Annotated in this window: 20 protein-coding genes and 1 tRNA gene; 6 read left to right on the forward strand and 15 right to left on the reverse strand. The window is 68.2% G+C overall.

The window, feature by feature from the left end:
* Nucleotides 1-261: 261 nt before the first annotated feature.
* The 4 genes from OC184_RS10430 to gltX form a co-directional block, all read right to left on the reverse strand.
* Nucleotides 262-624: a response regulator gene (locus OC184_RS10430; protein WP_265507138.1), complete on the reverse strand. Its 363-nt coding sequence runs from the start codon at nt 622-624 to the stop codon at nt 262-264.
* Complete coding sequence (locus tag OC184_RS10435; protein WP_265507139.1) at nt 617-3,364, reverse strand: PAS domain-containing protein; 2,748 nt, start codon at nt 3,362-3,364, stop codon at nt 617-619. Before OC184_RS10435 ends, OC184_RS10430 begins: the two co-directional genes overlap by 8 nt.
* Nucleotides 3,365-4,312: 948 nt before the next feature.
* Nucleotides 4,313-4,389, reverse strand: a tRNA-Met gene (locus tag OC184_RS10440).
* Nucleotides 4,390-4,575: 186 nt separating this feature from the next.
* A complete protein-coding gene (gene gltX, locus OC184_RS10445) occupies nt 4,576-5,898 on the reverse strand; it encodes a glutamate--tRNA ligase (protein WP_265507140.1) in 1,323 nt (440 codons plus the stop codon).
* Between the two features lie 78 nt (nt 5,899-5,976).
* Here gltX and OC184_RS10450 point away from each other — a divergent pair, with 78 nt between their 5' ends.
* Together OC184_RS10450 and OC184_RS10455 are read left to right on the forward strand one after the other, a co-directional pair.
* A complete protein-coding gene (locus tag OC184_RS10450) occupies nt 5,977-6,384 on the forward strand; it encodes a metallopeptidase family protein (protein WP_265507141.1) in 408 nt (135 codons plus the stop codon).
* The gene (locus OC184_RS10455) at nt 6,381-7,334 is read left to right on the forward strand and encodes a 1-phosphofructokinase family hexose kinase (RefSeq protein WP_265507142.1); all 954 of its coding nucleotides are present in this window, start codon (nt 6,381-6,383) and stop codon (nt 7,332-7,334) included. Before OC184_RS10450 ends, OC184_RS10455 begins: the two co-directional genes overlap by 4 nt.
* A gap of 58 nt (nt 7,335-7,392) precedes the next feature.
* Here OC184_RS10455 and OC184_RS10460 read toward each other — a convergent pair whose 3' ends face one another.
* Nucleotides 7,393-7,719: a DUF6280 family protein gene (locus OC184_RS10460; RefSeq protein WP_042251710.1), complete on the reverse strand. Its 327-nt coding sequence runs from the start codon at nt 7,717-7,719 to the stop codon at nt 7,393-7,395.
* Between the two features lie 359 nt (nt 7,720-8,078).
* On the opposite strand from OC184_RS10460, the gene efp reads away from it, so the two are divergent.
* Both efp and OC184_RS10470 read left to right on the forward strand, forming a co-directional pair.
* Nucleotides 8,079-8,642: an elongation factor P gene (efp, locus tag OC184_RS10465; protein WP_265507143.1), complete on the forward strand. Its 564-nt coding sequence runs from the start codon at nt 8,079-8,081 to the stop codon at nt 8,640-8,642.
* Between the two features lie 178 nt (nt 8,643-8,820).
* Nucleotides 8,821-9,156 carry a DoxX family membrane protein gene (locus OC184_RS10470; RefSeq protein ID WP_322630199.1) on the forward strand — a complete coding sequence of 112 codons (336 nt, stop codon included), beginning with the start codon at nt 8,821-8,823 and terminating at the stop codon, nt 9,154-9,156.
* Here the strand turns inward: OC184_RS10470 and dinB are convergent.
* From dinB to OC184_RS10485, 3 genes are read right to left on the reverse strand one after another with little or no spacing between them, the layout of a single operon-like run.
* Entirely contained in the window at nt 9,153-10,241 is a 1,089-nt protein-coding gene (gene dinB / locus OC184_RS10475) for a DNA polymerase IV (protein WP_265507144.1), read from the reverse strand. The two genes, OC184_RS10470 and dinB, sit on opposite strands and share 4 nt — an antisense overlap.
* A complete protein-coding gene (gene ygfZ / locus OC184_RS10480; RefSeq protein ID WP_265507145.1) occupies nt 10,238-10,957 on the reverse strand; it encodes a CAF17-like 4Fe-4S cluster assembly/insertion protein YgfZ in 720 nt (239 codons plus the stop codon). Before ygfZ ends, dinB begins: the two co-directional genes overlap by 4 nt.
* Nucleotides 10,954-12,618 (reverse strand): ABC transporter ATP-binding protein, encoded by a 1,665-nt coding sequence (locus OC184_RS10485; RefSeq protein WP_265507184.1) that lies wholly within the window; start codon nt 12,616-12,618, stop codon nt 10,954-10,956. Before OC184_RS10485 ends, ygfZ begins: the two co-directional genes overlap by 4 nt.
* A gap of 297 nt (nt 12,619-12,915) precedes the next feature.
* Here OC184_RS10485 and OC184_RS10490 point away from each other — a divergent pair, with 297 nt between their 5' ends.
* On the forward strand, nt 12,916-14,085 hold the full coding sequence (locus OC184_RS10490) for a pyridoxal-phosphate-dependent aminotransferase family protein (protein ID WP_265507146.1): 1,170 nt from the start codon (nt 12,916-12,918) through the stop codon (nt 14,083-14,085).
* A 25-nt stretch (nt 14,086-14,110) separates the two neighbouring features.
* Here the strand turns inward: OC184_RS10490 and copM are convergent, their stop codons facing one another.
* The 3 genes from copM to OC184_RS10505 form a co-directional block, all read right to left on the reverse strand.
* Nucleotides 14,111-14,494, reverse strand: a complete 384-nt coding sequence (gene copM / locus OC184_RS10495; protein ID WP_265507147.1) for a CopM family metallochaperone — start codon at nt 14,492-14,494, stop codon at nt 14,111-14,113.
* Between the two features lie 77 nt (nt 14,495-14,571).
* Complete coding sequence (rsmD, locus tag OC184_RS10500) at nt 14,572-15,141, reverse strand: 16S rRNA (guanine(966)-N(2))-methyltransferase RsmD (RefSeq protein ID WP_265507148.1); 570 nt, start codon at nt 15,139-15,141, stop codon at nt 14,572-14,574.
* A gap of 64 nt (nt 15,142-15,205) precedes the next feature.
* The gene (locus tag OC184_RS10505) at nt 15,206-16,408 is read right to left on the reverse strand and encodes an NAD(P)/FAD-dependent oxidoreductase (RefSeq protein WP_265507149.1); all 1,203 of its coding nucleotides are present in this window, start codon (nt 16,406-16,408) and stop codon (nt 15,206-15,208) included.
* 73 nt (nt 16,409-16,481) lie between these two features.
* Between OC184_RS10505 and OC184_RS10510 the strand changes: the two genes are divergently transcribed.
* Complete coding sequence (locus OC184_RS10510) at nt 16,482-16,967, forward strand: peroxiredoxin (protein ID WP_265507150.1); 486 nt, start codon at nt 16,482-16,484, stop codon at nt 16,965-16,967.
* Nucleotides 16,968-17,033: 66 nt separating this feature from the next.
* Here the strand turns inward: OC184_RS10510 and OC184_RS10515 are convergent, their stop codons facing one another.
* From OC184_RS10515 to OC184_RS10530, 4 genes are all read right to left on the reverse strand, one after another.
* Nucleotides 17,034-18,158: a GNAT family N-acetyltransferase gene (locus OC184_RS10515; protein WP_378926082.1), complete on the reverse strand. Its 1,125-nt coding sequence runs from the start codon at nt 18,156-18,158 to the stop codon at nt 17,034-17,036.
* A 72-nt stretch (nt 18,159-18,230) separates the two neighbouring features.
* On the reverse strand, nt 18,231-18,980 hold the full coding sequence (locus tag OC184_RS10520; protein WP_265507152.1) for a glycerophosphodiester phosphodiesterase family protein: 750 nt from the start codon (nt 18,978-18,980) through the stop codon (nt 18,231-18,233).
* On the reverse strand, nt 18,980-19,435 hold the full coding sequence (locus OC184_RS10525) for a RidA family protein (protein WP_265507153.1): 456 nt from the start codon (nt 19,433-19,435) through the stop codon (nt 18,980-18,982). Before OC184_RS10525 ends, OC184_RS10520 begins: the two co-directional genes overlap by 1 nt.
* A 46-nt stretch (nt 19,436-19,481) precedes the next feature.
* A complete protein-coding gene (locus tag OC184_RS10530; RefSeq protein ID WP_265507154.1) occupies nt 19,482-22,931 on the reverse strand; it encodes a chromosome segregation SMC family protein in 3,450 nt (1,149 codons plus the stop codon).
* Nucleotides 22,932-23,032 lie beyond the last annotated feature (101 nt).

Genomic DNA, 23,032 nt, shown 5'->3' on the forward strand with positions numbered 1-23,032 from the left:
GCTCCCGCAATCAGTGCTGAAGGGGCAAACGCCCATCGACGCGCTCAGGGACTGGCAGAAACAAAGACCGGAGATCTTCAAGAAGCGGCCCTGCAATCACGTGGGATGTGACAGCTGGGCAAGTCTCAAGGCTTGACCAACGCGCGGCCAGAGTCGTTCCGGGGCTGCCCGTCTGGACGGATCAACGCTCGGTCGAACCCTGGCCCTGTGACGGAGGGCCGACAGTCATCCAACTTCTAATCTGACACATCGAAACCTTGTTCACGCGTTGACAAGCGCTTGCAGCAGTTTCCTGGCCTCGACCGGTTTCTTCAGGCTGACGACATCGTGGAACCGCGCAGGAATGGCCGAGTCGTCGTAGCCCGTCGTGAAGACGAACGGGATGTTGCGCTGCTGCAGCAGATCGGCCGCTGGATAGGCCGCCTGGCCGCCCAGGTTGATGTCCAGGATGGCGCTGTCGATGGTCGTGCCGGCCTCGATGACGGCAAGCGCCTCGTCGAGCCGGCCGACGGGACCGACAACGATCGCGCCATGATTGCGCAGCTTGTCGTGCAGATCCATCGCCACCAGATATTCGTCCTCGATGACAAGGACGTTGTGGTTCTGCAGGAAGCTCTCAGTCATTCTTGCTTGTCTCGGTGGCAGTGGTGGCCGACACCGGCAGCGCGATCGTGCAATGAACGCCGTCCGGAGTCAGGGCATAGGTGGTCTCGGCCCTCAGCTGATAGGGCAGTGCCCGCTCGATCAGTTCGCGGCCCTGCCCCGATCCGGCAGGCGCGGTGCCATCGGGCGGCATCTCGACCCCGCTTTCGCGCCAGTCGATGTGCAGCCACGGTTTGTCGTCAGGCCTCGATGCATCAACCGTCCACGAGATCGTCAGATGCGCGGCGGGCTGCCCGAGCGCGCCGTATTTTACGGCGTTGGTGGCCAACTCGTGCAGCGCCATGGCAAGCGTCTGCACGGTCGACGATCGCAGGCGGATGCCCGCGGGGCCGCTGATGGTGACACGGTCCTGGCCCCCGTCCATCGCCGAAAGCTCGGTCCGGACAAGCTCGTCGAAGGTGACGCGATCGGTCTCGGTCGTCAGTCGCGACAGCAGGCCCTGAACGCGCGCCAGCGCCTTGAGCCGGTCAGCGAAGCGGCTTTGGAAATGTTCCAGATCCCGGCTTGTGCGGGCCGTCATGTCGGACAGGACCAGGGCGACGGTGATCAGGTTGCGGGTCCGGTGCTGAAGCTCGGCCACCAGGACGCCCTGACGATCGTGCATCTCTCGCAGATCCTGCACATCGGTCGAGGTCCCCAGCCATTCGACGACGGAACCGGCCTCGTCCTGGACGGGCGTGGCACGGGTCTGGAACCAGCGATAATGCCCCGTGATTGCCTCGCGGAGGCGATAGTCCGCCTCGAACCCCTCCGAGGAGCTTGCCCGTTCCCAAGCGGCACGGGCGCCCGCGCGGTCGTCGGGGTGGACCGGGTCCAGCCAGCCCCAGTCGTGGCTGTCCGCATCGGACTGCCCGGTAAACGCGGTCCATTGCGGGCTGGCCCAGGTCCAGCGGCCACAGATGTGCGCCCGCCAGACCAGCTGCGGGATGCCCTCGGCTAGCGTCTGGAACCGGCGTTCGCTTTTGCGCAGGCGGGATTGGGCGACCTCTTCCTGCAGGCGCAGGACCTCCTGCTGGGCGGCCTTCCATTCGGTGATGTCATTCGTCGTCGTCGCCACGCCATCGCCCAGCCTGACGACCGATTGCAGGAACCAGCCGTCGAACTGCTCGTGGGTATAGTGGCGCTCGGCCTGTTCCGGCTCGCCCGTCTCAGTGACCCGCCTGAAGGCATCAAAGATGCCGGCCGGCACCACGCCGGGGTTGCGGTCCAGCAGGCTCTCACCCTCGACATCGCCGAAGATCTGCCTTGACGCGGGATTGACCAGCACCCATCGGAAATCGACGATTTCGCCCGCCGCATCCCGAATCGCCCGGAACAGCTGGATCATATCGGTCGAGTTGTTGATCGTGGCCTCCAGCAGATCGCGGCTGGCCTTCAATTCGGCCGTGCGTTCCCGGACCTGCCGCTCGAGGGCCGAGCGATAGCGTTCGTCCGCTTCGCGCAGCCGCTCCTCGGCCGCCTTGCGCTCTGTGATGTCGCGCCAAAAGACGGCGAGGCCCTCGGGCACGGGATAGGCGCGCATGTCCAGCCAGCGCTTCGTCCCGTCTTTCCAGGTGTAGAGATGCTCGAGCGATGCCGACCGACGCTCGGCCATCGCCCGCCTCAGAAGGCGGCCAACCTTGGTATCCCCGCTTCCCGGAAAGACCTCCCAATGGCTGCGCCCCAGGAACTCCTCAGGTGCGCGGCCTTCAAACTGCTGAGCCGCCTTGTTGAAGGCCAGGATGCGAAAATCGTGGTCCATCAGGCCGAAGGCCTCGTCCATGCCGTTCAGCACGTTCTTCAGACGCGTCTCGCTTCGGCCGAGTTGCTCCTGCGCCGCCTGCTGCGCGGTGACGTCCCTTGCAGCACCCAGCCATTCGACGATGTCGCCATTCCCGTCCAGGATCGGCGCCGCGCGCGATCGGGTCCAGCCGATGCTGCCGTCTGCCTGGCGAACGCGGTGCTGAAGGTCGAACATGCTCTTGTTGCTGATCGCCGCCGAAATGGCCGCCGCGACCTCGGCCCGGTCCTCGGGTTCGATATATTGCTCCATCCAGCCATAGGCGGGTTCGGGCGTGTCCTCCAGAAACCCCTGACCGTGAAGCCTGCGCATCTCCGTCCAATCCGGGCTCATGCGATAGACCACGTCCGAGGATGCCGTCACGAAGGCCCTATAGCGGCTCTCGCTTTGCCGCAGGGCCGAGACCTTGAGGATGCGGTCGACGATGGGTCCCAGGATGGTGGCATAGGTGCGCAGGAATTCGACGTCGTCCTGGTCGAAGTCGCGCGGCTCCGACGCATCGACCTGCAACAGGCCGAACGCGCGCCCTCCCGGCAGAAGGACCGGCACGTTGGCCAGCGCCCTGACGCCCGCGTCCTTCATGAAGCCCGGCACGTCAAAGCGCCCGTCCTGCGTGACATCGTTGCTGATCACCGGCCGCCGTTCCCTGATCGAGAAACTCTCGGAGGAACGCTCGTTCATCGAGATGCGGGCCTTGCCCACGATGTCCGATGCCCAGCCCGTCCCCGCCCGCAGCAGCAACGTGCTGCCACCCTCCTCGATCTGAAGCACCTTGGCCCTGCCGGTTTCCATGGCGTCGGCCACCAGCTTGCAGGCCTGCGTCAGGATCTCGTCCAGATCCTCGGACTGCAAGGCGAAATCGCCGAAATCCGCCAGAACCTTCTGTCGGCGCAAGAGCGCCGTTTCTCGATTAGCCGTCATGACAACCCCGCCTTGCCGGATGAAGTCTCGAAAGGGGTGCATTGCCGCGTCATGTCCCACCAGCTCTGGCAGTCCTGTCTTGCGGCAAGTTTCCCGCCGGTAACAGCCTCAAGTCGCACAAGACGCCTGCCGGTCGCCTGCATCCCGCGCAATCCGCGATCGCCCCGACGGCGGCTCTTGGCATCAGAAACCACAGCCCGCCCATATGAGCTGTGGCCAAGAGCGGGCGGTTCAGGGTTTGAACAAACAGTCTGACAACGGCACCTCGTGGCAGCTCTCGGATGAGAGCTGCTTAACACTCAGGCGGCGCCTTTGTTTCGGATGCGTTGAAAAACACTGTTCCTTGATAGTTCGTACGCTGATCCACGTCCTTGAGACAGAAAGGCGACGGCCGTGATGGGACCGCGGCAAGTTTCACAAGAGAAACTGTTCTACGAGTTCTCGTTGAAGACCATGCTGCCCCCTGCGGGCCACGGACAGTTTGGCCTCACTCTCGACAGCGCGACCCGTCGTCACCGTCCCCCTGGCCCCGCGCGATGTTGGCACTTCAGGCCAAGCCAGTTGAGCTTCCCGGTGTACCGCATTGTATGCCTTTGGATGGGGCCATCTGGTCGCGCCTCCATCAAGCCGTTCTGCAGCATCGGGCAGTAGCCTGTCGTGCTCGTCAGGGGGTCCCAAGTCGTCCCGCAGTTCCGGGAATATCCCACAGGACGCTTCCAAGCGTCGGGACATCAAGCGCAAACGCGTTCATCGGAAGAAGACGCTGCACCCATCGTGCCAGATCGCCATATGGGCGAGAACACATGCTCCAGCAGTCTTGCCCAGTCACGGATAACCTACGCGATCTTATGATGTCTTGACGGCGGTTGCGATATGGCATGCCGACACCGGCCACTGAAGAGCCCCGTGAAGACACGAGACCGCAGACGCAATTTGCGAAAGTTTCGGTGGTAGCGGAGGAGGGACTTGAACCCCCGACACGCGGATTATGATTCCGCTGCTCTAACCAACTGAGCTACTCCGCCACGAGTAGGCGGCGTGTAAGCGAACAGGTCGGGGGCGTCAAGCGCTTTTCGTGGAATTTCTCGGCTTCGTCTCGAATGGCCTATGCAGAAGCGGTGCCCGGGAGGAAATCAGGCCCCCTGGCGTGTTCACGAACCGCCACCGGGGGGTGCGGGGGGCGGGAAGCCCCCCGCCGTCGCGGGACGCAATCAGCCGCGCGCCTTCACGACCTGCAGCAGCGGCATCACGTCCGACATGTCTGGCCCGTGCCCCTGACCGGTCACGGCCTTGCGCAGCGGCATGAACAGGCCCTTGCCCTTGCGGCCCGTAGCCTCCTTGACCTTGGCAGTCCACTCGCCCCAGGTCGCATCCGTATAGGGCGGCGGCGGCAGCATGGTCATGGCCTCGGCGATAAAGTCGGCATCCTCGGGGTCGATCTGCGGCTCGGCGCCTTCGCTGAAGATGCGCCACCAGCCTTCAAGGTCGTCAAGCCGCGTGATGTTCTGCGACGCGACGCGCCAGAAGCGTTCGGCCTGGTCCTCTGGCACGCCAAGCGCCAGGATGCGGTCCCGTACGGCCGACAGCGGCAGGGCCTGGTTCCGCTCGCGAGTCAGGGGCCACAGGTCCTCGGCGTCGAACTTGGTGGGCGATGCGCCGAACTGGCTCAGATCGAAGGCCGCCGCCAGTTCGTCCAGAGACGCCAGTTCCACCGGCACGCCCGACCCCAGCCGCGCCATCAGGCTGATCAGCGCCTCAGGGGCCACGCCGTTCTCGCGCAGGTCCTTCAGCGACAGCGCGCCGATGCGCTTGGACAGTTCCTCGCCCTTGGCGCCCGTCAGCAGCGAATGGTGCGCGAAGGACGGCGGCGTGCCGCCGATGGCCTTGATGATCTGGATCTGCGTCGCCGTATTGGTGACGTGGTCGGACCCGCGCACGATGTCCGTGACCCCCATGTCCGTGTCGTCCACGCTGCTGGCGAAGGTATAGAGCACCTGCCCGTCCGCGCGGATCAGCACCGGGTCGCTGACCGAGGCCGCGTCGATCGAGATGTCGCCCAGGATGCCGTCAGTCCATTCGATCCGCTCCTGCTCCAGCAGGAAGCGCCAGTAACCCTCGCGCCCCTCGGCGCGCAGGCGGTCGCGGTCGGCGTCCGACAGGTGCAGGCCGGTGCGGTCGTAGACCGGCGGCTTGCCCATGTTCAGCTGCTTCTTGCGCTTCAGGTCCAATTCGGTCGGTGTCTCGAAGACCTCATACAGACGCCCCGACGCCTTCAGCGCCTCGGCCTCGGCCCGGTAACGGTCCAGGCGCAGCGACTGGCGCTCCTCTCGGTCCCAGTGGAGGCCGAGCCAGTCCAGGTCGCGCTTGATGCCGTCAACATATTCCTGCTTGCTGCGCTCCTGATCGGTGTCGTCGAGCCGCAGGATAAAGGTCCCGCCGGCCTTGCGGGCGATCAGATAGTTGAACAGCGCGGTGCGCAGGTTGCCCACATGGATATGGCCGGTGGGCGAAGGCGCGAAACGGGTGATGGTCATGGGCTTCTCCTGTTGCAGTTGCTCTTTCACAGCCAGGCATTTTTGTCCATATCGGGGGCATGAACGCAGGAGGCGGGAATGAGTGATTGGGATGGGCGCAAGGCCCCCGATGCGGCCGAGATCGAGGCCATGGCCCGCACCGCGATGGACGGATTGCCGCCCGAATTCCGCGAGGCCGCCGCCCGGGTCGCCCTTCGCGTGGCCGAGTTCGCGCCCGAAGACATGCTGGACGAACTGCAGATCGACGACCCGTTCGAGCTGACCGGCCTCTATGACGGGATCCCGATGACCGAGAAGTCGGTCTCGGACCAGCCGGGGGGGCCCGACACGATCTGGCTGTTCCGCCGGCCGATCCTTGACGAATGGGCGTCGCGCGGCGACGTGACCCTTGGCGATCTGGTCGTCCACATCGTCACGCACGAGATGGCCCACCACTTCGGCTGGTCTGACGACGACATCGCCACAATCGACCGCTGGTGGGAATGAGCGGCCAGGCCCCCATCCTGACGGTGACGCTGAACCCGGCGCTGGACGTCTCGACCGCCGCCGATGCCGTCGTCCCGGACCTGAAGCTGCGCTGCGACAAGCCGCGGCTGGACCCGGGCGGCGGCGGCATCAACGTCAGCCGCGCGATCAAGGTGATCGGCGGGCAGTCATCGGCGATGGTGGCGCTTGGCGGCCCGACCGGGACGCGGCTGGCGGACATGCTGAAATCCGCCGGCTTGCAGGTACTGCGCCTGACGGCCCCAGGCGAGACCCGCCAGTCGTTGGCGGTGACCGATCGCGCGACCGGCGGGCAGTTCCGCTTCGTCATGCCGGGGCCGGAATGGCACACTGCGCAGGTGGCCACCGCCATCGCCGCCATCGCCGAGGCCGCGCTGGCCGGGGGCTGGGTGGTGATCTCGGGGTCGAACCCGCCGGGCGTCGCGGCCGGGTTTGAACAGATGCTGACCGTGCGGCTCAAGGACGGGCGGGCACGGCTCTTGGTCGATACCTCGGGCGATGCGCTGCGGGCGATGGCGGGGTCGTCGATCCCGGTCGACGTGCTGCGCATGGACAGCCACGAGGCGGAGGGGCTGGCCGGGCGCCCCCTGCCCCTTCGCAGCGACAGCGCAGCGTTTGCGGCTAACCTGGTCCGCAACGGCGCGGCGCGGTCGGTGATCGTCGCGCGCGGGGCGGATGGGTCGGTCATCGCCGGTCCCGACGTCGCCTGGCACGCCGCGGCGGCGCCGGTCAACGTGGTCAGCGCCGTGGGCGCGGGCGACAGCTTCGTCGCCGGGTTCGTTCTGGCTATGGCCCGCGACTGGCCCGTGCAGGAGGCGCTCGCACTGGGCGCCGCGGCGGCCTCGGCTGCCGTGATGACGCCCGCGACTGAACTCTGCCACGCCGACGACGTGCGGCATTTCTATTCGCAGCGCGTCGTGACCCGCCTTTGACCAACAAAAGAGGCCGCCCCCGAAGGGCGGCCCTAAGGGTTCGTCGATGCGCGGAAGGTCAGGCCGCCTCGGCCTCCTCGGCCTCGGCCGCCATGCGACGCTCGCTCTCTTCGCGCGACAGCGCGACCGAGGTGCGCACACCTTTCGACACAAATTCCATCAGACCCTTCACGACACGCTCGTTCGGGTCGATGCCCGCGCAGGACAGCACCTCGCGACCATCGCGCGAACGCGCCCACCGGGCAATCTGTTCGGGGCCATTGCCGTATTTCTTGTCATCCGCAATGGCATCATCAAGCGCTGCCAGCACAACGGCTGCAAACAGCTTGCGGGCCCGCTGGCCCTGTTCGAAATTGAAGGCCGAGCCGTCAACAAAATCGCGCATCTTGTTTCGTCCACTTCTTGCGGTCCCATCGCGCGACAGGACCATGGGGGGAGACTTGACGTTTCCCCTGTTTCTTGAATTCCGTTTCTCCGACGGTGCCGCTTGGCTTAGCCTTTTGCGCCGCCGATTCGGTATCCCCTCTGCCGCATGCCTGCCATGCTATACATGCATGACGTGAAAATTTGGGAAATTTCGGCCCAAATCCGGCGCGTCAACGATGTCTTGCCATGGATGGCGCCTTGACAACGCCGCAGATCCGTTCTGGTTGCCTGATGCTGCAGGCCTCGATATAGGGGGCCGATCCTGCCGTTCAAACCCCCGGACGGCCCGAATTCCCGCAAACTCACGAGAAGCGATCCATGCCCAAGATCAATGGCAATGAAATCCGCCCCGGCAACGTGCTGGAGCATGACGGGGGCCTGTGGGCCGCCGTGAAGGTCAACCATGTCAAGCCCGGCAAGGGCGGCGCCTTCGCCCAAGTCGAGATGAAGAACCTGCGCGACGGCCGCAAGCTGAACGAGCGCTTCCGGTCGGAAGACAAGGTCGAACGCGTCCGCCTGGACCAGAAGGACCAGCAGTTCCTCTATGAAGCCGATGGCAAGCTGGTCTTCATGGACAGCGAGACCTTCGAGCAGACCGAACTTGACGCCGAGCTGCTGGGCGACCGCCGCCCCTTCCTGCAGGACGGCATGACCGCCACGATCGAATATTACGGCGAGGAAGCCCTGTCGGTCTCGATCCCGCAGAAGGTCACCTGCACCGTGGCCGAGACCGAGCCGGTCGTGAAGGGCCAGACCGCGGCCAACAGCTACAAGCCCGCGATCCTCGACAACGGCGTGCGGATCATGATCCCCCCCTTCGTCGGCGAGGGCGAGGCGATCATCGTCAACACCGAGATGTTCGAATACAGCGAACGCGCCTGATCGTCGTACCTGCCGCGATTGCCTTCCGACGCCTCGCGCCAGCCGCGGGGCGTTTGCCGTTCCAGCGCCGCGACGTCACGTCCGCATTGACCATCGGCCGGATGCTGCATTCTGTCCGCCCACCCTGCCCCTTGTCGAAGGTCCTGCCATAAACGATGCGCTGAACCTGACGGGACGGCTGCTGATCGCGATCCTGTTCGTGGGCGGCGCCGTCCAGACACTGACCGATCCCGCTCAGGTGCAGGGGATGCTGAGCGGCATCGGGCTGCTGCCGGCGCTGGTCTGGCCGGTCGCGCTGTTCAACCTTGCGGCGGGGCTGGCGCTGTTGCTGGGACCGCGGGTGCGCACCCTGGCGCTGGTGCTGGCGGTCTATTGCATCGGCACCAGCTGGTTTCACTGGCAGCTGCGCGCAGACCCCTGGCAGGTCACCATCGTCCTGAAGAACTGGGCGATCGCCGGCGGCCTGCTGATTTTGGCGGCGCAGGGACCGGGCCGGTGGGTGCGCTGGCGCTAGTCGAACAGGCTCAGCTGCGCGTCATAGGCGTCCTCGTGCTCGAAGCCCGAGAGGGCGATTCCCAGGAGCCGCGCCCCGCGCGGGTCCGGCAGCACCCCCGCGGCCAGATCGCCGGCGGTGGCCAGCAACTCGGCTTCGGATGCGACGGGGCGGGTCAGGCTGCGCGCCCGCGTGATCTGCCGGAAATCCGAGAACTTGACCTTCAGCGTCACCGTCCGGCCATGCAGTCCATGTCGCGACACTGCCGCCCAGACCTTGGCCGCCAGAGGGACCAGCGCCTCGCAGGCCTGATCCAGCGTCATCAGGTCGGCCGAGAACGTGTTCTCCGCCCCCGCGGACTTGCGGATGCGGTCCGGGCTGACGCGCCGGTGATCGATCCCGCGAGAGATGTTCCAGTAATACCGCCCCGACTTTCCGAAGCGCCGGGTCAGGAAGTCCAGGTCCTGCGCCCGCAGGTCGGCGCCGGTATGGATGCCCATGGCCTGCATCTTGCCGGCCGTCGCCGGGCCGATGCCGTGGAACTTGCCGACCGGCAGCGACAGGACGAAGTCGGGGCCCCTGTCGGGCGTGATGACGCAGAGGCCGTCGGGCTTGTTCTGGTCGGACGCCAGCTTGGCCAAAAACTTGTTGTAGCTGACACCCGCGCTGGCGGTCAGCTGGGTGGTTTCGCGGATGCGGGCGCGGATCTCCTTGGCGATGGCGGTGGCGGTGCGGCCACCGGCCGTGTCGGTCACGTCCAGATAGGCCTCGTCCAGCGACAGCGGCTCGACCAGGGGAGTATAGTCGTGGAAGATCGCGCGGATCTGCTGGCTGACGGCGCGATAGACGTCGAAGCGGTGGCGCACGAAGATCAGGTCGGGGCAGAGCCGCGCGGCCCTGACCGAGGGCATGGCGCTGCGCACGCCGAAGACCCGCGCCTCGTAGCTGGCAGCCGCGACCACGCCGCGGGCGGAGGACCCGCCGACCGCCACCGGCTTGCCGCGCAGTTCGGGAAAGTCGCGCTGCTCGACCGAGGCAAAAAACGCGTCCATATCGACATGGATGATCTTGCGCAGTCCGGGGTCGGGCTGCGCGTCGGGCGTCATGCGGGATACAGCCGCGCCTCGCCCGCCCGCATGTCGGGGCCGACGCGGTCGTGCCGGACATGGGCGATGGCGCGCCCGCCGGATTGGGTAAAGAGCGTGCCGACCTCGCGCCCCTCGGCGGTGATGGACGTGCCGACAGGGGCCGCGCCCTCGATGCGCAGGACGACCAGCCCCTTGCGAAGCTCGGTCTTGTGCTTCATCCGGGCGGTGACCTCCTGGCCGACATAGCAGCCCTTGCGGAAATCGACGCCGTGCAGCCGCTCGAACCCCACTTCAAGAATGAAAGTGTCGTTGGGGATCAGCTCGACCAGCGTCTCGGGGATGCAATGTTCGACCCGGAGGGCATCCCAGTCGGTGCCGTCATCGCCTTCGGCGCCATAGTGCCGCCAGCCGAGCGCCGGGTGGCGCGGATCGGCGATGGCGCCGTCGGGCGCGGGACCGGTGCCGCGGGCGACGGGCATCTCGACCGCCTCCATCGCCACCCTGGAGCGCAGCTTGTACATCGACAGCCGCCGCATCAGGTCGTCGGCCAGCCGCCCGTCCACGTCGATCAGAAGTGCGTCGCCGTCAGGTACGACAAGGAAATCGGCCAGATACTTGCCCTGCGGCGTCAGCAGCGCCGCCCAGCAGGGCGCACGGGCGACGTCGTTGGTAACAAGACCCTGCAGGAAGGCGACGCGGTCCTCTCCGGTCAGGCGGATGATCTGGCGGGTCATTCTTGCTCTCCGAACTGCAGGGCGACAAGGCGGGCATAGGCACCGCCCTTGGCCATCAACTGGTCATGGCTGCCCTCTTCGACAACCCTGCCGGCATCCAGTACGACGATCTTGTCGGCGTTGCGGATGGTGGAAAGGCGATGCGCGATGACCAGCGTGGTGCGTCCTTCCGACAGCCGGTCCAGCGCGTCCTGAACCAGCCGCTCGCTGGCGGTGTCCAGCGCGCTTGTCGCCTCGTCCAGCAGCAGAACCGGCGCGTCGCGCAGCAGGGCGCGGGCGATGGCCACCCGCTGACGCTGCCCGCCCGACAGCGACGACCCGCGCGGCCCGACGCGGCTGTCCAGGCTGCGGCTGTCGTCCAGGAAGTCGGTCACATGCGCCGCCTCAAGTGCGGCGTCCAGATCGGCCTGATCGGCGCCGGGGCGGCCCATCAGCACATTGTCGCGCAGGCTTTCGTCGAAGAGCGCCGATTCCTGCGCCACGGTCGAGAACTGGTCGCGCAGCACCCCCAGGTCATAGTCGGCGACCGGCCGCCCGCCCAGCAGCACCCGCCCCCGGTCCGGGTCGACCATCCGCGTCAGCAGGTTGAAGACCGTGGACTTGCCCGCGCCGGACGGGCCGACCAGGGCGGTGGTGCGTCCCGCCTCGGCGGTGAAGGACAGGCCGTGCAGGACAGGCTGGCCGTCATAGGACAGCCACACGTCCTCCAGCCGGATCTCGGTCGTCCCGGGCGGGGACAGGTGAGCACCCGACCGGATGGTCGGCTGCGTGTCGAACACCTGATAGATCCGCTCCAAACTGGCCGCCGCCGTCTGCCATGTACCGGCCAGTCCGCCAAGGCGACGCATCGGCTGGAAGGCCAGCGCCAGCGCCGTGAAGAAGGCCATGAAGTCTCCGACGCTGCGCTCGCCCTGCATCACCTCGTTCCCGCCCAGGGCGAGGACGGCGACGAAGCCGATGCCGGTCACGATGTCGGTCAGCGCCGGGATGACCGAGGACGTCGCGGCGACCTTGGTGCCCGCCTTCTGGATGCGGGCGACGATGGTGCCGAAGCGCGCGGTCTGCGCGGCCTCGGCCCGGTTCAGGCGGATCGAGGCGATGCCGTGCAGAACCTCGTCCAGGCGCGTCGCGCGCAGGCTGGCATCGGCGCGGTTCTGGCGCACCTTGCGGCGGATGTAGCGCTGCACCAGCGCCGCCGGCATGATCAGGATCGGCGCACCGATCAGCGCACCGATGGTCCAGACCGGGTCGATGGTCAGCGCCACCCCGAACAGCATCAGCAGAGAGATCGCGTCCCGCGTCGCGCTGGTGATCAGCGTCGCCCAGACCCCTTGTACGGCGATGGTGTCGCCCTGAATGCGCTCGATCATGGCGCCCGGCGAATTGTCGCGGAAGAACCGCTGATCCAGCGTCAGGATATGCGCCAGCAGGTCGGTCTGCATCTTCGTCGACACCGACAGCGACACCCGAGTCAGCAGCGCCCGGCTGGCGATCAGCGTGACGGCCCGTAGAAGAAAGATCCCGAAGATGGCCGAGCCGACCCACCAGATCGCGCCCGCCTGCTTGCCCACGAAGACGAGGTCGAACAGCGGCTTCAGCATCCAGCTGATCAGCGCCAGGGTCGACCCCTCGACGGTCATCAGCAGGAAGGCCAGCGCCATGCCGCCCCGATAGGGCCGCAGATAGTCCCGCCACAGCCGCCCCAGCAGGCCCTGCACCTTGGCCGCCGATGGCGCGTTTCGCCGCCGCCTGGTGGTCGTGGCGACGATACGGGCGGGACTGTCCTTCTTCGCATCCACGGGCGTGACCGGCCTTTTCCTTGGGGCGGCCGTGCAGGCCTTGTCCACCCAGCCATAGCCCGGACCCGCCCCCCGCCACAAGGTCGCCGCCCCTTCGCCCTGTTGACGCAGCCGAGGCGCGGGAATACCGATCTTGCACGATGTGAAGGAACCCCGCAGATGAGCCTTGCCCACGGCCACGACCTGATCGCCATTCCCGGCCCCTCGCCGGTGCCAGCGCGCGTCCTGAACGCCGCGCATCGCGCCTCGCCCGATATTTACGCCGAACCGCTGGCACAGCTGAACCTGCAGGTCATGGCGCAATTGAAGCGGCTGGCCGGGACGTCGCAGCATCTGGCGCCCTATATCGGCAACGGCCATGCCGGGTGGGAGGCCGCGGCCGCCAACCTGTTCGATCCGGGCGACGCCGCGCTGGTCGTCACCTGCGGCCATTTCGGGCGCAGCTGGGCCGACATGCTGCAAGCATCTGGCGTTGCGGTCGAGAGGCTGGACTTCGGCAACCTGCCCGCCGATCCGCAGCGGCTGGCCGACCGGCTGGCGCAGGACCGCCAAGGCCGCATCAGGGCCGTGGTGCTGTGCCAGACCGACACCGCCAGCGCGACCTCGGCCGACATTCCGGGCATTCGCGCGGCGATGGGCGATCATCCCGCGCTGCTGGTCGTCGATGCCATCGCGTCGCTCGGCTGCTCGCCGATGAGGATGGACGACTGGGGCGTGGACGTACTGATCTCGGCCAGCCAGAAAGGGCTGATGTGCCTGCCGGGCACCGCCTTCGTGTGGTTCTCGGACCGGGCGGCGGCGCGGCGGCGGGCGCGGGTGTCGCCTTACTGGGACTGGCATGCGCGGGCGGGGGCCGAGGCGCTGTGGCGCTTTTGGGGCGGCACACCGCCGGTCCAGCAGATCTATGCCCTGTCCGAGGCGCTAACGATGATCCTCGACGAAGAGGGGCTTGAGGCCGTGTGGTCGCGCCATACCCGCCTGGCGCGGACAGTCTGGGCGGCTGTCGATGCCTGGAGCGCGGGCGGCACCGGGATCCGCCTGCCGGTGGCCGACCCTGCGGCGCGCGCGGCATCGGTCACGGCGGTTTTGATGCCCCGCGCCGAGGATTTGCGCGCCTGGGTCACGCGCGAATGCGGCGTGACGTTGGGGGTGGGCCTGGGCGCGCCAGACCCGACGGCGGCGCTGCGCATCGCCCATATGGGGCATTGCAATGCCGCGATGGTCATGGGGGCGCTTGGTGCCGTGCAGGCGGGCCTGACGGCCCTGCGCATCCCCCACGGGGGCGGTGCACTGGAAGCCGCGGCCGCCAGCATCGCCAGCTCGGCATAGGGCGGGCCCGTCCTCCGGCGCGGCGCTACTGCGCCGCCTCGGGATCATTATCGGCCAGCCAAGCCCTCATCATCGCGATCTCGGCCTCTTGCGCGGTGATCACCTCCTCGGCCAGCCGGCGGATGTCGGGGTCGTCGCCGTGCTCCAGCACCACACGGGCCATGTCGATGGCGCCCTGATGATGCGGGATCATGCCGCGCACGAAATCGACATCGGGATCGCCTGACGGCAGGACCACCATGTCCTCATGCATCCGTAGCATGGCCTCGGCGAAGGCCGCATCGGCGGGCGAGGCGGCATGGGCAGCGTGATCCTTGCCATGCGCCCCGTGATCCTGCGCATGGGCCGGGACGGCCAGGGCGGCCGCCGCCAAGAGCGGGACAGCCCGAAGGAATCGATGGATCTTCATCTTCGTTCTCCTGCGTTGTCAGACGGTTGATGGCCGATGACGGGTCGTGCGGCAACTGATGTCATCGCACGAATGCGTCATGTGGGCGCGGCGTGGCGCGCAAGGGTCACCAGCGTCTCGCCATAGCTGCGCCGGTCGATCAGTTGCAGCGCCGCGGGCAAAAGCGGCGGGCGCGCCTCCTCCCAGACGATGACGGCATCTGGCGCGATCCAGCCGCCGTCGAGGGCCGAGGCGATGGCCCGCTCTCCCAGCCCTTGGCCGTAGGGGGGGTCAAGGAAGACGACGCCGAAGCCGCCGCCGGGATTGGGTCCCAGCCTTGTCGCATCGCGGCGCAGCATCTGCGCCGCATCATTGGCCCGCGCCTTCTCGATGTTCTGGCGGATCAACGACCGTGCGCGGGTGCCGTCGTCGACGAAGGTGACGGAGGCCGCCCCGCGCGACAGAGCCTCGAGCCCCAGGGCGCCCGTTCCCGCAAACAGGTCTAGGACATGCGCGCCCGGCAGCGGGTTGCCGTGGCTGCCGTTGATCAGCAGGTTGAAGATCGCCTCGCGCACCCGGTCCGTCGTGGGGCGCAGATGCGCCGACGGATCGCCAGCACCGACTTCGGCCAGCTTCAGGCCGCGCATCCGACCGCCGACGATCCTCATGCCGACCGCCGGCGGGTGACCGGCCCGCCCACCGCGCGAGAGGACCAGGGATCGAAACACCGCGTCACGACAGCAGCGCCTTGAGATCGGGCGCGGTCACGATCGCATCGGGATCCGGGCTGCGGCCGGCCTCGATCAGGCGCTTGCCGATCATGTAGGCGCGGGCGTCGTTCAGCGCGTCGACGGCGATCAGGCGGTCCTGCCGGAAATACCAGACCGAACCGGAATGATCCGATGCGCCGGAACGGGTCACGATGCGGTCGTGACCGGCGCCCAGGCCCGCGATCTGCAGCTTGGCGTCGAACTGGTCGGACCAGAACCAGGGGTTCGGGGCATAGGCGCGATCGGCGCCCAGGATGTTGTCGGCCACGCATTCGGCCATGTCGATGGCGCCGCCGACGCTTTCCAGCCGCAGGCGACCGTCCTGGTGCGGGATGCTGGCGCAATCGCCCGCGGCCCAGATCGCGGGATCGGACGTGCGGCCGTGGATGTCGGTGGCGATGCCGTCGTCCAGCGCCAGCCCGGCTTTGGCGGCAAGGTCGGTGACGGGAAGCACGCCGATGCCGGTGACGACCAGATCGGCAGGGATGTCGCGGCCGTCCGTCAGGGCGACACCGGTGGCGCGGTCGTCGCCGGTGATGCGGCTGATGGCTGTGCCTTCGAGGATGGTGACCCCCTGCGCCTGATGCAGCGCGCGGATCAGGTCGGCCGTCTGCGGCGCAGCGACCCGGCCCAGGATGCGGGGCGCGGCCTCGATCAGAGTGACGGTCAGGCCCAGCTTGCGGGCGACGGCCGCGGCCTCGAGGCCGATGTATCCGCCGCCGATGACGACCAGTCGGCGTCCCGGCTGCATTGCGGGCGCCAGCGCATCGACATCCGCCAGGCTGCGGATGACGTGGGTACCGGGCAGATGACCGCCCATGGCGGCCGGCAGGCGGCGGGGCCGGGCACCCAGGGTCAGTGCCAGCGCGTCATAGGCGTGGGTGCCCCGGTCCGTCGTGACGGTCCGGGCCACGGGATCGACCGAGGCGGCCGTTTCCGACAGGTGCAGGGCGATGTCCTGGTCCTGCCACCACTCGGCCGTGCGCAGGACCAGACGGTCGAGTCCCATCTGGCCCAGCAGATACGCCTTGGACAGCGGCGGGCGCTGGTAGGGGGGCGCAGGCTCGGCCCCGATCACCGTCAAGGCGCCGTCATGGCCCTTGGCACGAAGGCGGGCTGCCATCGACGCCGCCGCCTGCCCTGCCCCCACGATCAAGATCCGCATGCCGTCCACCTTTGCCTGTCTGCCGGCGGCAGCCTATAGTCGCGGCGAATCCGTTGCAATTCAGGAGAATGCGATGACCATCACTGCCGGAGACACCCTGCCCGACGGACAGCTTCTGCGCGTCGGCGAGAACGGCCCCGAGAGCGTCTCGACAGAGGGGATGATGCAGGGCAAGGTGGCGCTGTTCGGTCTGCCGGGGGCCTTCACCGGCACCTGCACCAATGCCCACATGCCCAGCTTCGTGCGCACCGCTGATGCGTTTCGCGACAAGGGCGTCGGCCGCATCGTCTGCATCACCGTCAACGATCCCTTCGTCGCGAAGGCGTGGTCGGACCACACCGGCGCGGCGGATGCCGGGATCGAGGTTCTGGCAGACGCGGATGGCAGCATGACGAAGGCCCTGGGGCTGAATTTCGACGCGCCGCCGGCCGGGTTCTTCGGGCGCTGCAAGCGTTTCGCGGCGCTTGTCGAGGATGGCGTGGTGAAGACGGTCGATGTCGAGGAGTCGCCCGGCGCCTGCAGCGTCAGCGCCGGAGAGAGCCTGCTGGAGAAGGTCTGACCCGAGACCGCCGGGGGACCTTGCGTCCCCCGGACCCCCTGCAGGGTATTTGTCCAAAGAAGATGATCAGCCCGGCTTGCGAAACGGCGTGAAATCGGCAAGCGCCTCGATCTCGGCCCCCATCGCGTCGCGCTCCTGATCGAGATAGCTTTCCAGCGCGCGCAGGAAGCCCGGATCGCGCACCCAGTGCAGCGAGTGGATGGGCACCGGCTCGTACCCTCGGGCCAGCTTGTGGTCGCCCTGCGCGCCGGCCTCGACCCGAGAGAGACCGTGGGCGATCGCGTGGTCGATGGCCTGGTGATAGCAGAGTTCGAAATGCAGAAACGCGTGGTCGGCCACGCAGCCCCAGTAGCGGCCATAGATCGCGTCCGGCCCCAGGAAGTTCAGCGCACCAGCGATGGGGTAGCCGTCCTCCTCGGCCAGGACCAGCAGGATGTCAGCGCGCATGGTATCGTGGATGCGGTCGAAGAACCGGCGCGTCAGGTAGGGCTGGCCCCATTTGCGCGCCCCGGTGTCCTGGTAGAACTGCCAGAAGGCGTCCCAGTGATGCGGCTTCAGGTCGTCGCCGGTCAGGTGGCGGATGGTCCCGCCGAAGGCCTGCGCGCGGGCGCGTTCCTTGCGCAGCTCCTTGCGCTTGCGTGACGACAGGGCACCCAGGAAGTCGTCATAGCTGCCATAGCCGCGATTGAGCCAGTGATACTGCTGGGTGACCCGCGGCAGGAAGCCCGCATCCGCACCGAGGGCGGCCTCGGCTTCGGTGCAGAAGGTGATGTGGGCACCGGACACCTCCAGCCGCTCGGTCACCTGCATCAGCCCCGACAGCAGGGCAGCGCGGGCCTGGTTGTCCCGCGCCAGCAGGCGCTGACCCGTCGCGGGGGTGAAGGGGACGGCGCATTGCAGCTTGGGATAATAGCGGCCGCCGGCGCGAGAATAGGCCTGCGCCCAGGCATGGTCGAAGATGTATTCGCCCTGGCTGTGCGACTTGGCGTAAAGCGGCGCCACGCCCACCACTTGCCCCCCACTTTCGACGCTGAGGTGCAGCGGCTGCCAGCCGGTGCCGGTGCCGACCGAGCCGGACTGCTCCAAGGCCAGCAGGAAGCGATGCGTGGTGAAGGGATTGCCGTCGCCTAGCGCGTCCCATGTCTGCGGGTCGAATTTGTCGATGGAGGGGTGGGTGGTCAGTGTCAGCATGTCGCTCATCCCGGCAAGATAGGGGCGGCACGGCGGAATGTCAGGGGCGCGAACGTCGCGCCCCCGGAAACGTCAGATGGCCGGGCGATAGCCTTCGAAAGTGATGTTGTCCGCGATCAGGCGGGCGGCCTGTTCTTCGGCTTCGCTGCGGATGGTCCAGGACAGGACCGGCACGCCCTGCACCCGCAGCGCGTCGACGCGGGGATTGGCCAGGTCGCCCTGGTCATGGGAGATGAATGACGCACGAAGGCTGTCGAAGTCGCGGATCTGCGCCAGGTCCTCGCGCCGTTCGGGCGGGACATGCGACCAGTCGTCGGGGCCGAAGGCGCAGGTGGTCAGGCCGACGGGGACGTCAGGGGCGGCCATGCGGAAGGCCGCGACCATGTGAGGGTTGAACGACATCACCGCCACGGGGCCTTCATAGTCCTTCAGCAGTTCGGCGACGCGGGCGGGCAAGGTGCCGACGTTTTCGCCGCAGCTTCCGTCCTGGTCCTTGATCTCGACCAGAAGGGGCACCTGCCCCGCCACGGTGTCGAGGAACTGCGCCAATGTCGGGATCGGCTCGTCGCTGCCGGTCAGGCGCAGGCCGGACAGCATGCTCCGCTCGGTCGTGGCGATGAAGCCGTCACGCCCGGCCAGCCGCGACAGCTGATAGTCGTGAAACACCATCGGCGCACCGTCGGCGGCGGGCTGTATGTCGCATTCGATGCCATAGCCCGCCTCGATCGCCGCGCGGGCTGCGGCGAGGCTGTTTTCCGGCACCCCCGCCCCGTGCAGCCCGCGATGGGCCAGGGGCGTGGTCAGGAAGCTGCGCGGAAGCATCAGGCGACCTCGAAGACGGCTTCGATCTCGACCGCGACGCCGAAGGGCAGCGACGGGGCTGACACCGCGGCGCGCGAATGGCGGCCGACATCACCGAACACCTCGACCATCAGGTCCGAACAGCCGTTGATGACCTTGGGCTGGTCGGTGAAGTCGGGGGTCGAGTTCACAAAGCCGGTCAGCTTCACGACCCGCGTCACGCGGTCCAGGTCACCGATCGCGGATTTCAACTGCGCGATCAGCGCCAAACCGCAGCGGCGGGCGGCGGCGGCGCCCTGATCCACGCTGGTGCCGTCGCCCAGCTTGCCGGTGATCAGGCCATTCTCATCGGCGCTGATCTGGCCCGATACGAAGACCAGGTTGCCGGTCCGCACGAAAGGGACATAGTTCGCGGCGGGCATGGGGGCTTCGGGAAGGGTGATGCCTTTGTCGGCCAGGGTCTGTTCGACGCTCATGATGTCCTCGCGGTTGGATTCGGGGGCGACCCTAGCGCGGGCCGCGTCATGCGACCAGAGCCTCGGCGTGTTTCAGATCCACGCTGACCAGCTGGCTTACGCCCTGTTCGACCATCGTCACGCCGAACAGGCGGTCCATTCGCGCCATCGTCACCGCATGGTGCGTGATGATCAGGAAGCGCGTGTCGGTGCGGCGCGTCATCTCGTCCAGAAGGTCGCAGAAGCGGCTGACATTGGCGTCGTCCAGAGGGGCGTCGACCTCGTCCAGGACGCAGATGGGCGCGGGGTTCGCAAGGAACACGGCAAAGATCAATGCCATCGCGGTCAGCGTCTGTTCGCCCCCCGACAGCAGCGACAGCGTGGACAGCCGCTTGCCCGGCGGCTGGCACATGATCTCCAGCCCTGCCTCCAGCGGGTCGTCGGATTCGACCAGCACCAGCCGCGCCTCTCCGCCGCCAAAAAGGGTCGTGAACAGCGTGGCGAAGTTAGCGTTCACGGTGTCGAAGGCTGCCAGCAGCCGCTCGCGTCCCTCGCGGTTCAGGCTGCCGATCCCGGCGCGCAGCTTGCGGATGGCTTCTTCCAGATCGGTCTTTTCGGCGGCAAGCTGGTCGCGCTCGGCCTCCAGCGCGCGCTTGTCATCGTCGGCGCGCAGGTTGACGGCGCCAAGCGCATCTCGAGCCGCGCGCAGCCGTGCGATCTGGTCCTCCAACGTGTCGACGGGCGCGGCCTCGTCGATCTCTCCCAAGGCGGCGCGGAGCGTATCGGGGGTCTGGTCGGCCTCCTCGGCGATGCGGGCGCGGGCGGCGGTTTCGGCGTCGCGGGCGGCTTCGGCGCGGGCCTCGCAGGCGGCGCGAGCCTCGCGGGCTTCGGATGCCAGCCGCTCGGCCTCGCGCTCGGCCAGGGCTGTGGCGCGGGCCGCGTCCTCGGCCGCGGCCAAGGCGTCCCTTGCGCGGGCCAGGCGCGTTTCGGCCTGGGCCTCGCGCTCGGCCAGGGCGGCGCGGCGGTCGGCCAGGATGGCGGGCTGGGCACCAGCCTCGGCCAGCTCGTCCTGCGCGGCATCGCGGCGCGCAACCAGTTCGGACGCACGCGTTCCGGCCTGCTGCAGGCGCAGCCGCCAACCGGACTCCTCCTTGGCGATTTCTTGCAGGCGCTTCACGCGGGCATTTGCCTCTCGGCGCAACTCATCCAGGGCGGCGCGGCGGGTCATCGTCGCGATGCGCGCGGCCTCGACCCCGGTGCGGGCATGCTCCACCGCCGCCGCCGCCTCGGCGCGATCGGGCAGCGCGGCCAGTTGCGCTTCGGCCTCGGTCAGGCGCGCGCGGGCATCAGCCGCATCCGTGCGGTGGCGCTCCAGCTCTCCTCGGGCAGATTCGGCGCGGCTGGCGGCCTTGGCCAGATCCGATTCGGCCCGCGTGGCGGCGCGGGCGGCGTCCGACAGCACCCTCTCGGCCTCTCGGCGCGCGTCGCGGGCCGATCTTTCGACCTGGGCGGCGTCGGACAGGTCGGCCTTGGCGTCCTCGTGGGTTTCGGCCGCCAGCTGGGCGCGGGACTGCGCGCCGTCGGCCAAGGCGGCAATCTCGGCCAGTTCGTTGACCTTCTGCAGGTGCAACGCGGCGGCCGAGCCCGCCTCTCCGGCCATGACGCGCATCCCGTCCCAACGGAACAGATCCCCCTCGGGCGTGACCAGCCGCTGACCTGGGCGCAGCACCGCCTGCAGCGCGGCGCCCCGCGGCGCGTCCGGCACAAGCCCGATCTGCGACAGGCGGCGCGCCAGGACTGCGGGGCCGTGCACATGCGGGGCCAGCGGCTGCGCGCCGTCAGGCAACGGCTGCGGCTTGTCCCAGTCCGGGAGGTCGTGCCACCCGGTCCCGTCGGTTGTCACATCCGCGTTCAGGTCATCGCCAAGTGCCGCGCCGAAGGCGGGTTCATAACCTTTGGCGACCTGCACCCGATCCAGAAGCGTCGCGCCGCCGGACCGGCCCCGGTCGACCAGGCGGCGAAGGGCCGCCATCTCGGCGCCAAGCGCCGCGGCCTCGCCCTCGGCTTCGGCGCGGGCGGCGCGGGCGGCGGCCTCCCGTCCTTCGGCGTCGGCACGGGCGGCTTCAGCCTCGGCCAGCGCCTCCTCGGCCGCCTCGACCCTGTCGCGGGCCTGATCCTGCGCGGCATCGGCCTGGTCCAGCGCAGCGGCCGCAGCCTCGCCCGCCGCATCCGCGTGGGCCACGGCCTCGGCCGCCTCGGTCGCGGCGCGGTCGGCGCGGTCGAACATGGCGCGCAGGTCGCTCGCCAGCCGCTCCGCCGACTGATGCCGTGCAGCCAGTCGCGCGGATTCGTCCGTCAACTCTGCCAGCCGCGCCTCGACCTCGCGCAGGGCCTCGGCGGCGGCATCGGCAACCTCGGCCGCGGCGTCCAACCGGTCGACATGGCCCTCGCCGGCCTTCTCAAGCTCGGCCTTCTCCCAGGCTAGGCGTTCGACCACTTCTCCGGCGTCGCGGTTCAGGACCTCCTCGCGGTCGATGTCGCGGTCCAGCTGGGCGATGCGAGCGGTCAGGCCGGCAATGACCTCGGCGGCTCTGGTCTCGGCCTCGTCCAGGACGTCGCGCTCTACGGCGACACGCTGCAGAAGGGCGGCGGCGATCTGTTCTTCCTCGCGCAGAGGCGGCAGGGCATCATCGGCCCCGGCCCGGCGCGCGCCAGCCTCGCCGGCCGCAGTGCCCGCTTCGGATGCTATGCGCACCGCCTGCGCCAGCGCCTGCGCGGCGGCCAGACGGGCGGCCTCGGCATCCGACCAACGACGGAACAGCAGCAGCCCCTCGGCCAGGCGCAGCGCCGCGCCAATCTCTCGGTATCTGGCAGCGGCCCGCGCCTGCCGCGCCAGCGTCGCCGCCTGCGCCGACAGCTGGTCCAGCGTGTCGTCGACCCGCAGCAGGTTCGCCTCTGCGCCGTTCAGCTTCAGCTCGGCCTCGTGGCGGCGCGCATAGAGACCAGAGATCCCCGCAGCCTCCTCAAGGATGCGGCGGCGGCTCTTGGGCTTGGCGTTGATCAGTTCGCTGATCTGGCCCTGACGCACCAGGGCCGGACTGTGCGCCCCGGTCGAGGCATCGGCGAATAGCATCTGCACGTCGCGCGCCCGCACGTCCTTGCCGCCGATCTTGTAGGCGCTGCCTGCGTCGCGGGTGATGCGGCGGGTGATATCGAAGTGGTCCTCGTCGTTGAAGCCCGCCGGTGCGCGCCGGTCGCGGTTGTCCAGCGTCAGCGACACCTCGGCATGGGCGCGGGCGCTGCGGCGGGTGGTGCCGGCGAAGATCACGTCCTCCATCCCCTCGCCACGCATGGCGGTGGGACGGTTCTCGCCCATGACCCAACGCAGCGCCTCGAGCAGATTGGACTTGCCGCAACCGTTGGGGCCGACCACGCCCGTCAGGCCTTCGCGGATGACCAGATCGGTCGGGTCCACAAAGCTCTTGAAGCCGTTCAGGCGCAGGCGGTCAAAGCGCAAGGGTGCATCCGTCAGATTCGGAACGATGGCGGATTGTCCCTGCAGGAACCCTGCAAGTCAACCGCGCCCCAAAATGTCGCGTCGGGCGGCAGGGTTCCTAC

The sequence above is a fragment of the Paracoccus rhizosphaerae genome (assembly GCF_026162645.1).
In the GTDB taxonomy this organism is placed as follows: Bacteria; Pseudomonadota; Alphaproteobacteria; order Rhodobacterales; family Rhodobacteraceae; genus Paracoccus; species Paracoccus rhizosphaerae.

What these genes read in the sequence shown, in the direction of transcription:
- OC184_RS10430 (WP_265507138.1), bottom strand. Translation starts at nt 624, where the DNA reads ATGACTGAGAGCTTCCTGCAGAACCACAACGTCCTTGTCATCGAGGAC.
- OC184_RS10435 (WP_265507139.1), bottom strand. Translation starts at nt 3,364, where the DNA reads ATGACGGCTAATCGAGAAACGGCGCTCTTGCGCCGACAGAAGGTTCTG.
- gltX (WP_265507140.1), bottom strand. Translation starts at nt 5,898, where the DNA reads ATGACCATCACCCGTTTCGCGCCTTCGCCCACCGGCCATATCCATGTG.
- OC184_RS10450 (WP_265507141.1), top strand. Translation starts at nt 5,977, where the DNA reads ATGAGTGATTGGGATGGGCGCAAGGCCCCCGATGCGGCCGAGATCGAG.
- OC184_RS10455 (WP_265507142.1), top strand. Translation starts at nt 6,381, where the DNA reads ATGAGCGGCCAGGCCCCCATCCTGACGGTGACGCTGAACCCGGCGCTG.
- OC184_RS10460 (WP_042251710.1), bottom strand. Translation starts at nt 7,719, where the DNA reads ATGCGCGATTTTGTTGACGGCTCGGCCTTCAATTTCGAACAGGGCCAG.
- efp (WP_265507143.1), top strand. Translation starts at nt 8,079, where the DNA reads ATGCCCAAGATCAATGGCAATGAAATCCGCCCCGGCAACGTGCTGGAG.
- dinB (WP_265507144.1), bottom strand. Translation starts at nt 10,241, where the DNA reads ATGACGCCCGACGCGCAGCCCGACCCCGGACTGCGCAAGATCATCCAT.
- ygfZ (WP_265507145.1), bottom strand. Translation starts at nt 10,957, where the DNA reads ATGACCCGCCAGATCATCCGCCTGACCGGAGAGGACCGCGTCGCCTTC.
- OC184_RS10485 (WP_265507184.1), bottom strand. Translation starts at nt 12,618, where the DNA reads ATGGCGCTGGCCTTCCTGCTGATGACCGTCGAGGGGTCGACCCTGGCG.
- OC184_RS10490 (WP_265507146.1), top strand. Translation starts at nt 12,916, where the DNA reads ATGAGCCTTGCCCACGGCCACGACCTGATCGCCATTCCCGGCCCCTCG.
- copM (WP_265507147.1), bottom strand. Translation starts at nt 14,494, where the DNA reads ATGAAGATCCATCGATTCCTTCGGGCTGTCCCGCTCTTGGCGGCGGCC.
- rsmD (WP_265507148.1), bottom strand. Translation starts at nt 15,141, where the DNA reads ATGAGGATCGTCGGCGGTCGGATGCGCGGCCTGAAGCTGGCCGAAGTC.
- OC184_RS10505 (WP_265507149.1), bottom strand. Translation starts at nt 16,408, where the DNA reads ATGCGGATCTTGATCGTGGGGGCAGGGCAGGCGGCGGCGTCGATGGCA.
- OC184_RS10510 (WP_265507150.1), top strand. Translation starts at nt 16,482, where the DNA reads ATGACCATCACTGCCGGAGACACCCTGCCCGACGGACAGCTTCTGCGC.
- OC184_RS10515 (WP_378926082.1), bottom strand. Translation starts at nt 18,158, where the DNA reads ATGCTGACACTGACCACCCACCCCTCCATCGACAAATTCGACCCGCAG.
- OC184_RS10520 (WP_265507152.1), bottom strand. Translation starts at nt 18,980, where the DNA reads ATGCTTCCGCGCAGCTTCCTGACCACGCCCCTGGCCCATCGCGGGCTG.
- OC184_RS10525 (WP_265507153.1), bottom strand. Translation starts at nt 19,435, where the DNA reads ATGAGCGTCGAACAGACCCTGGCCGACAAAGGCATCACCCTTCCCGAA.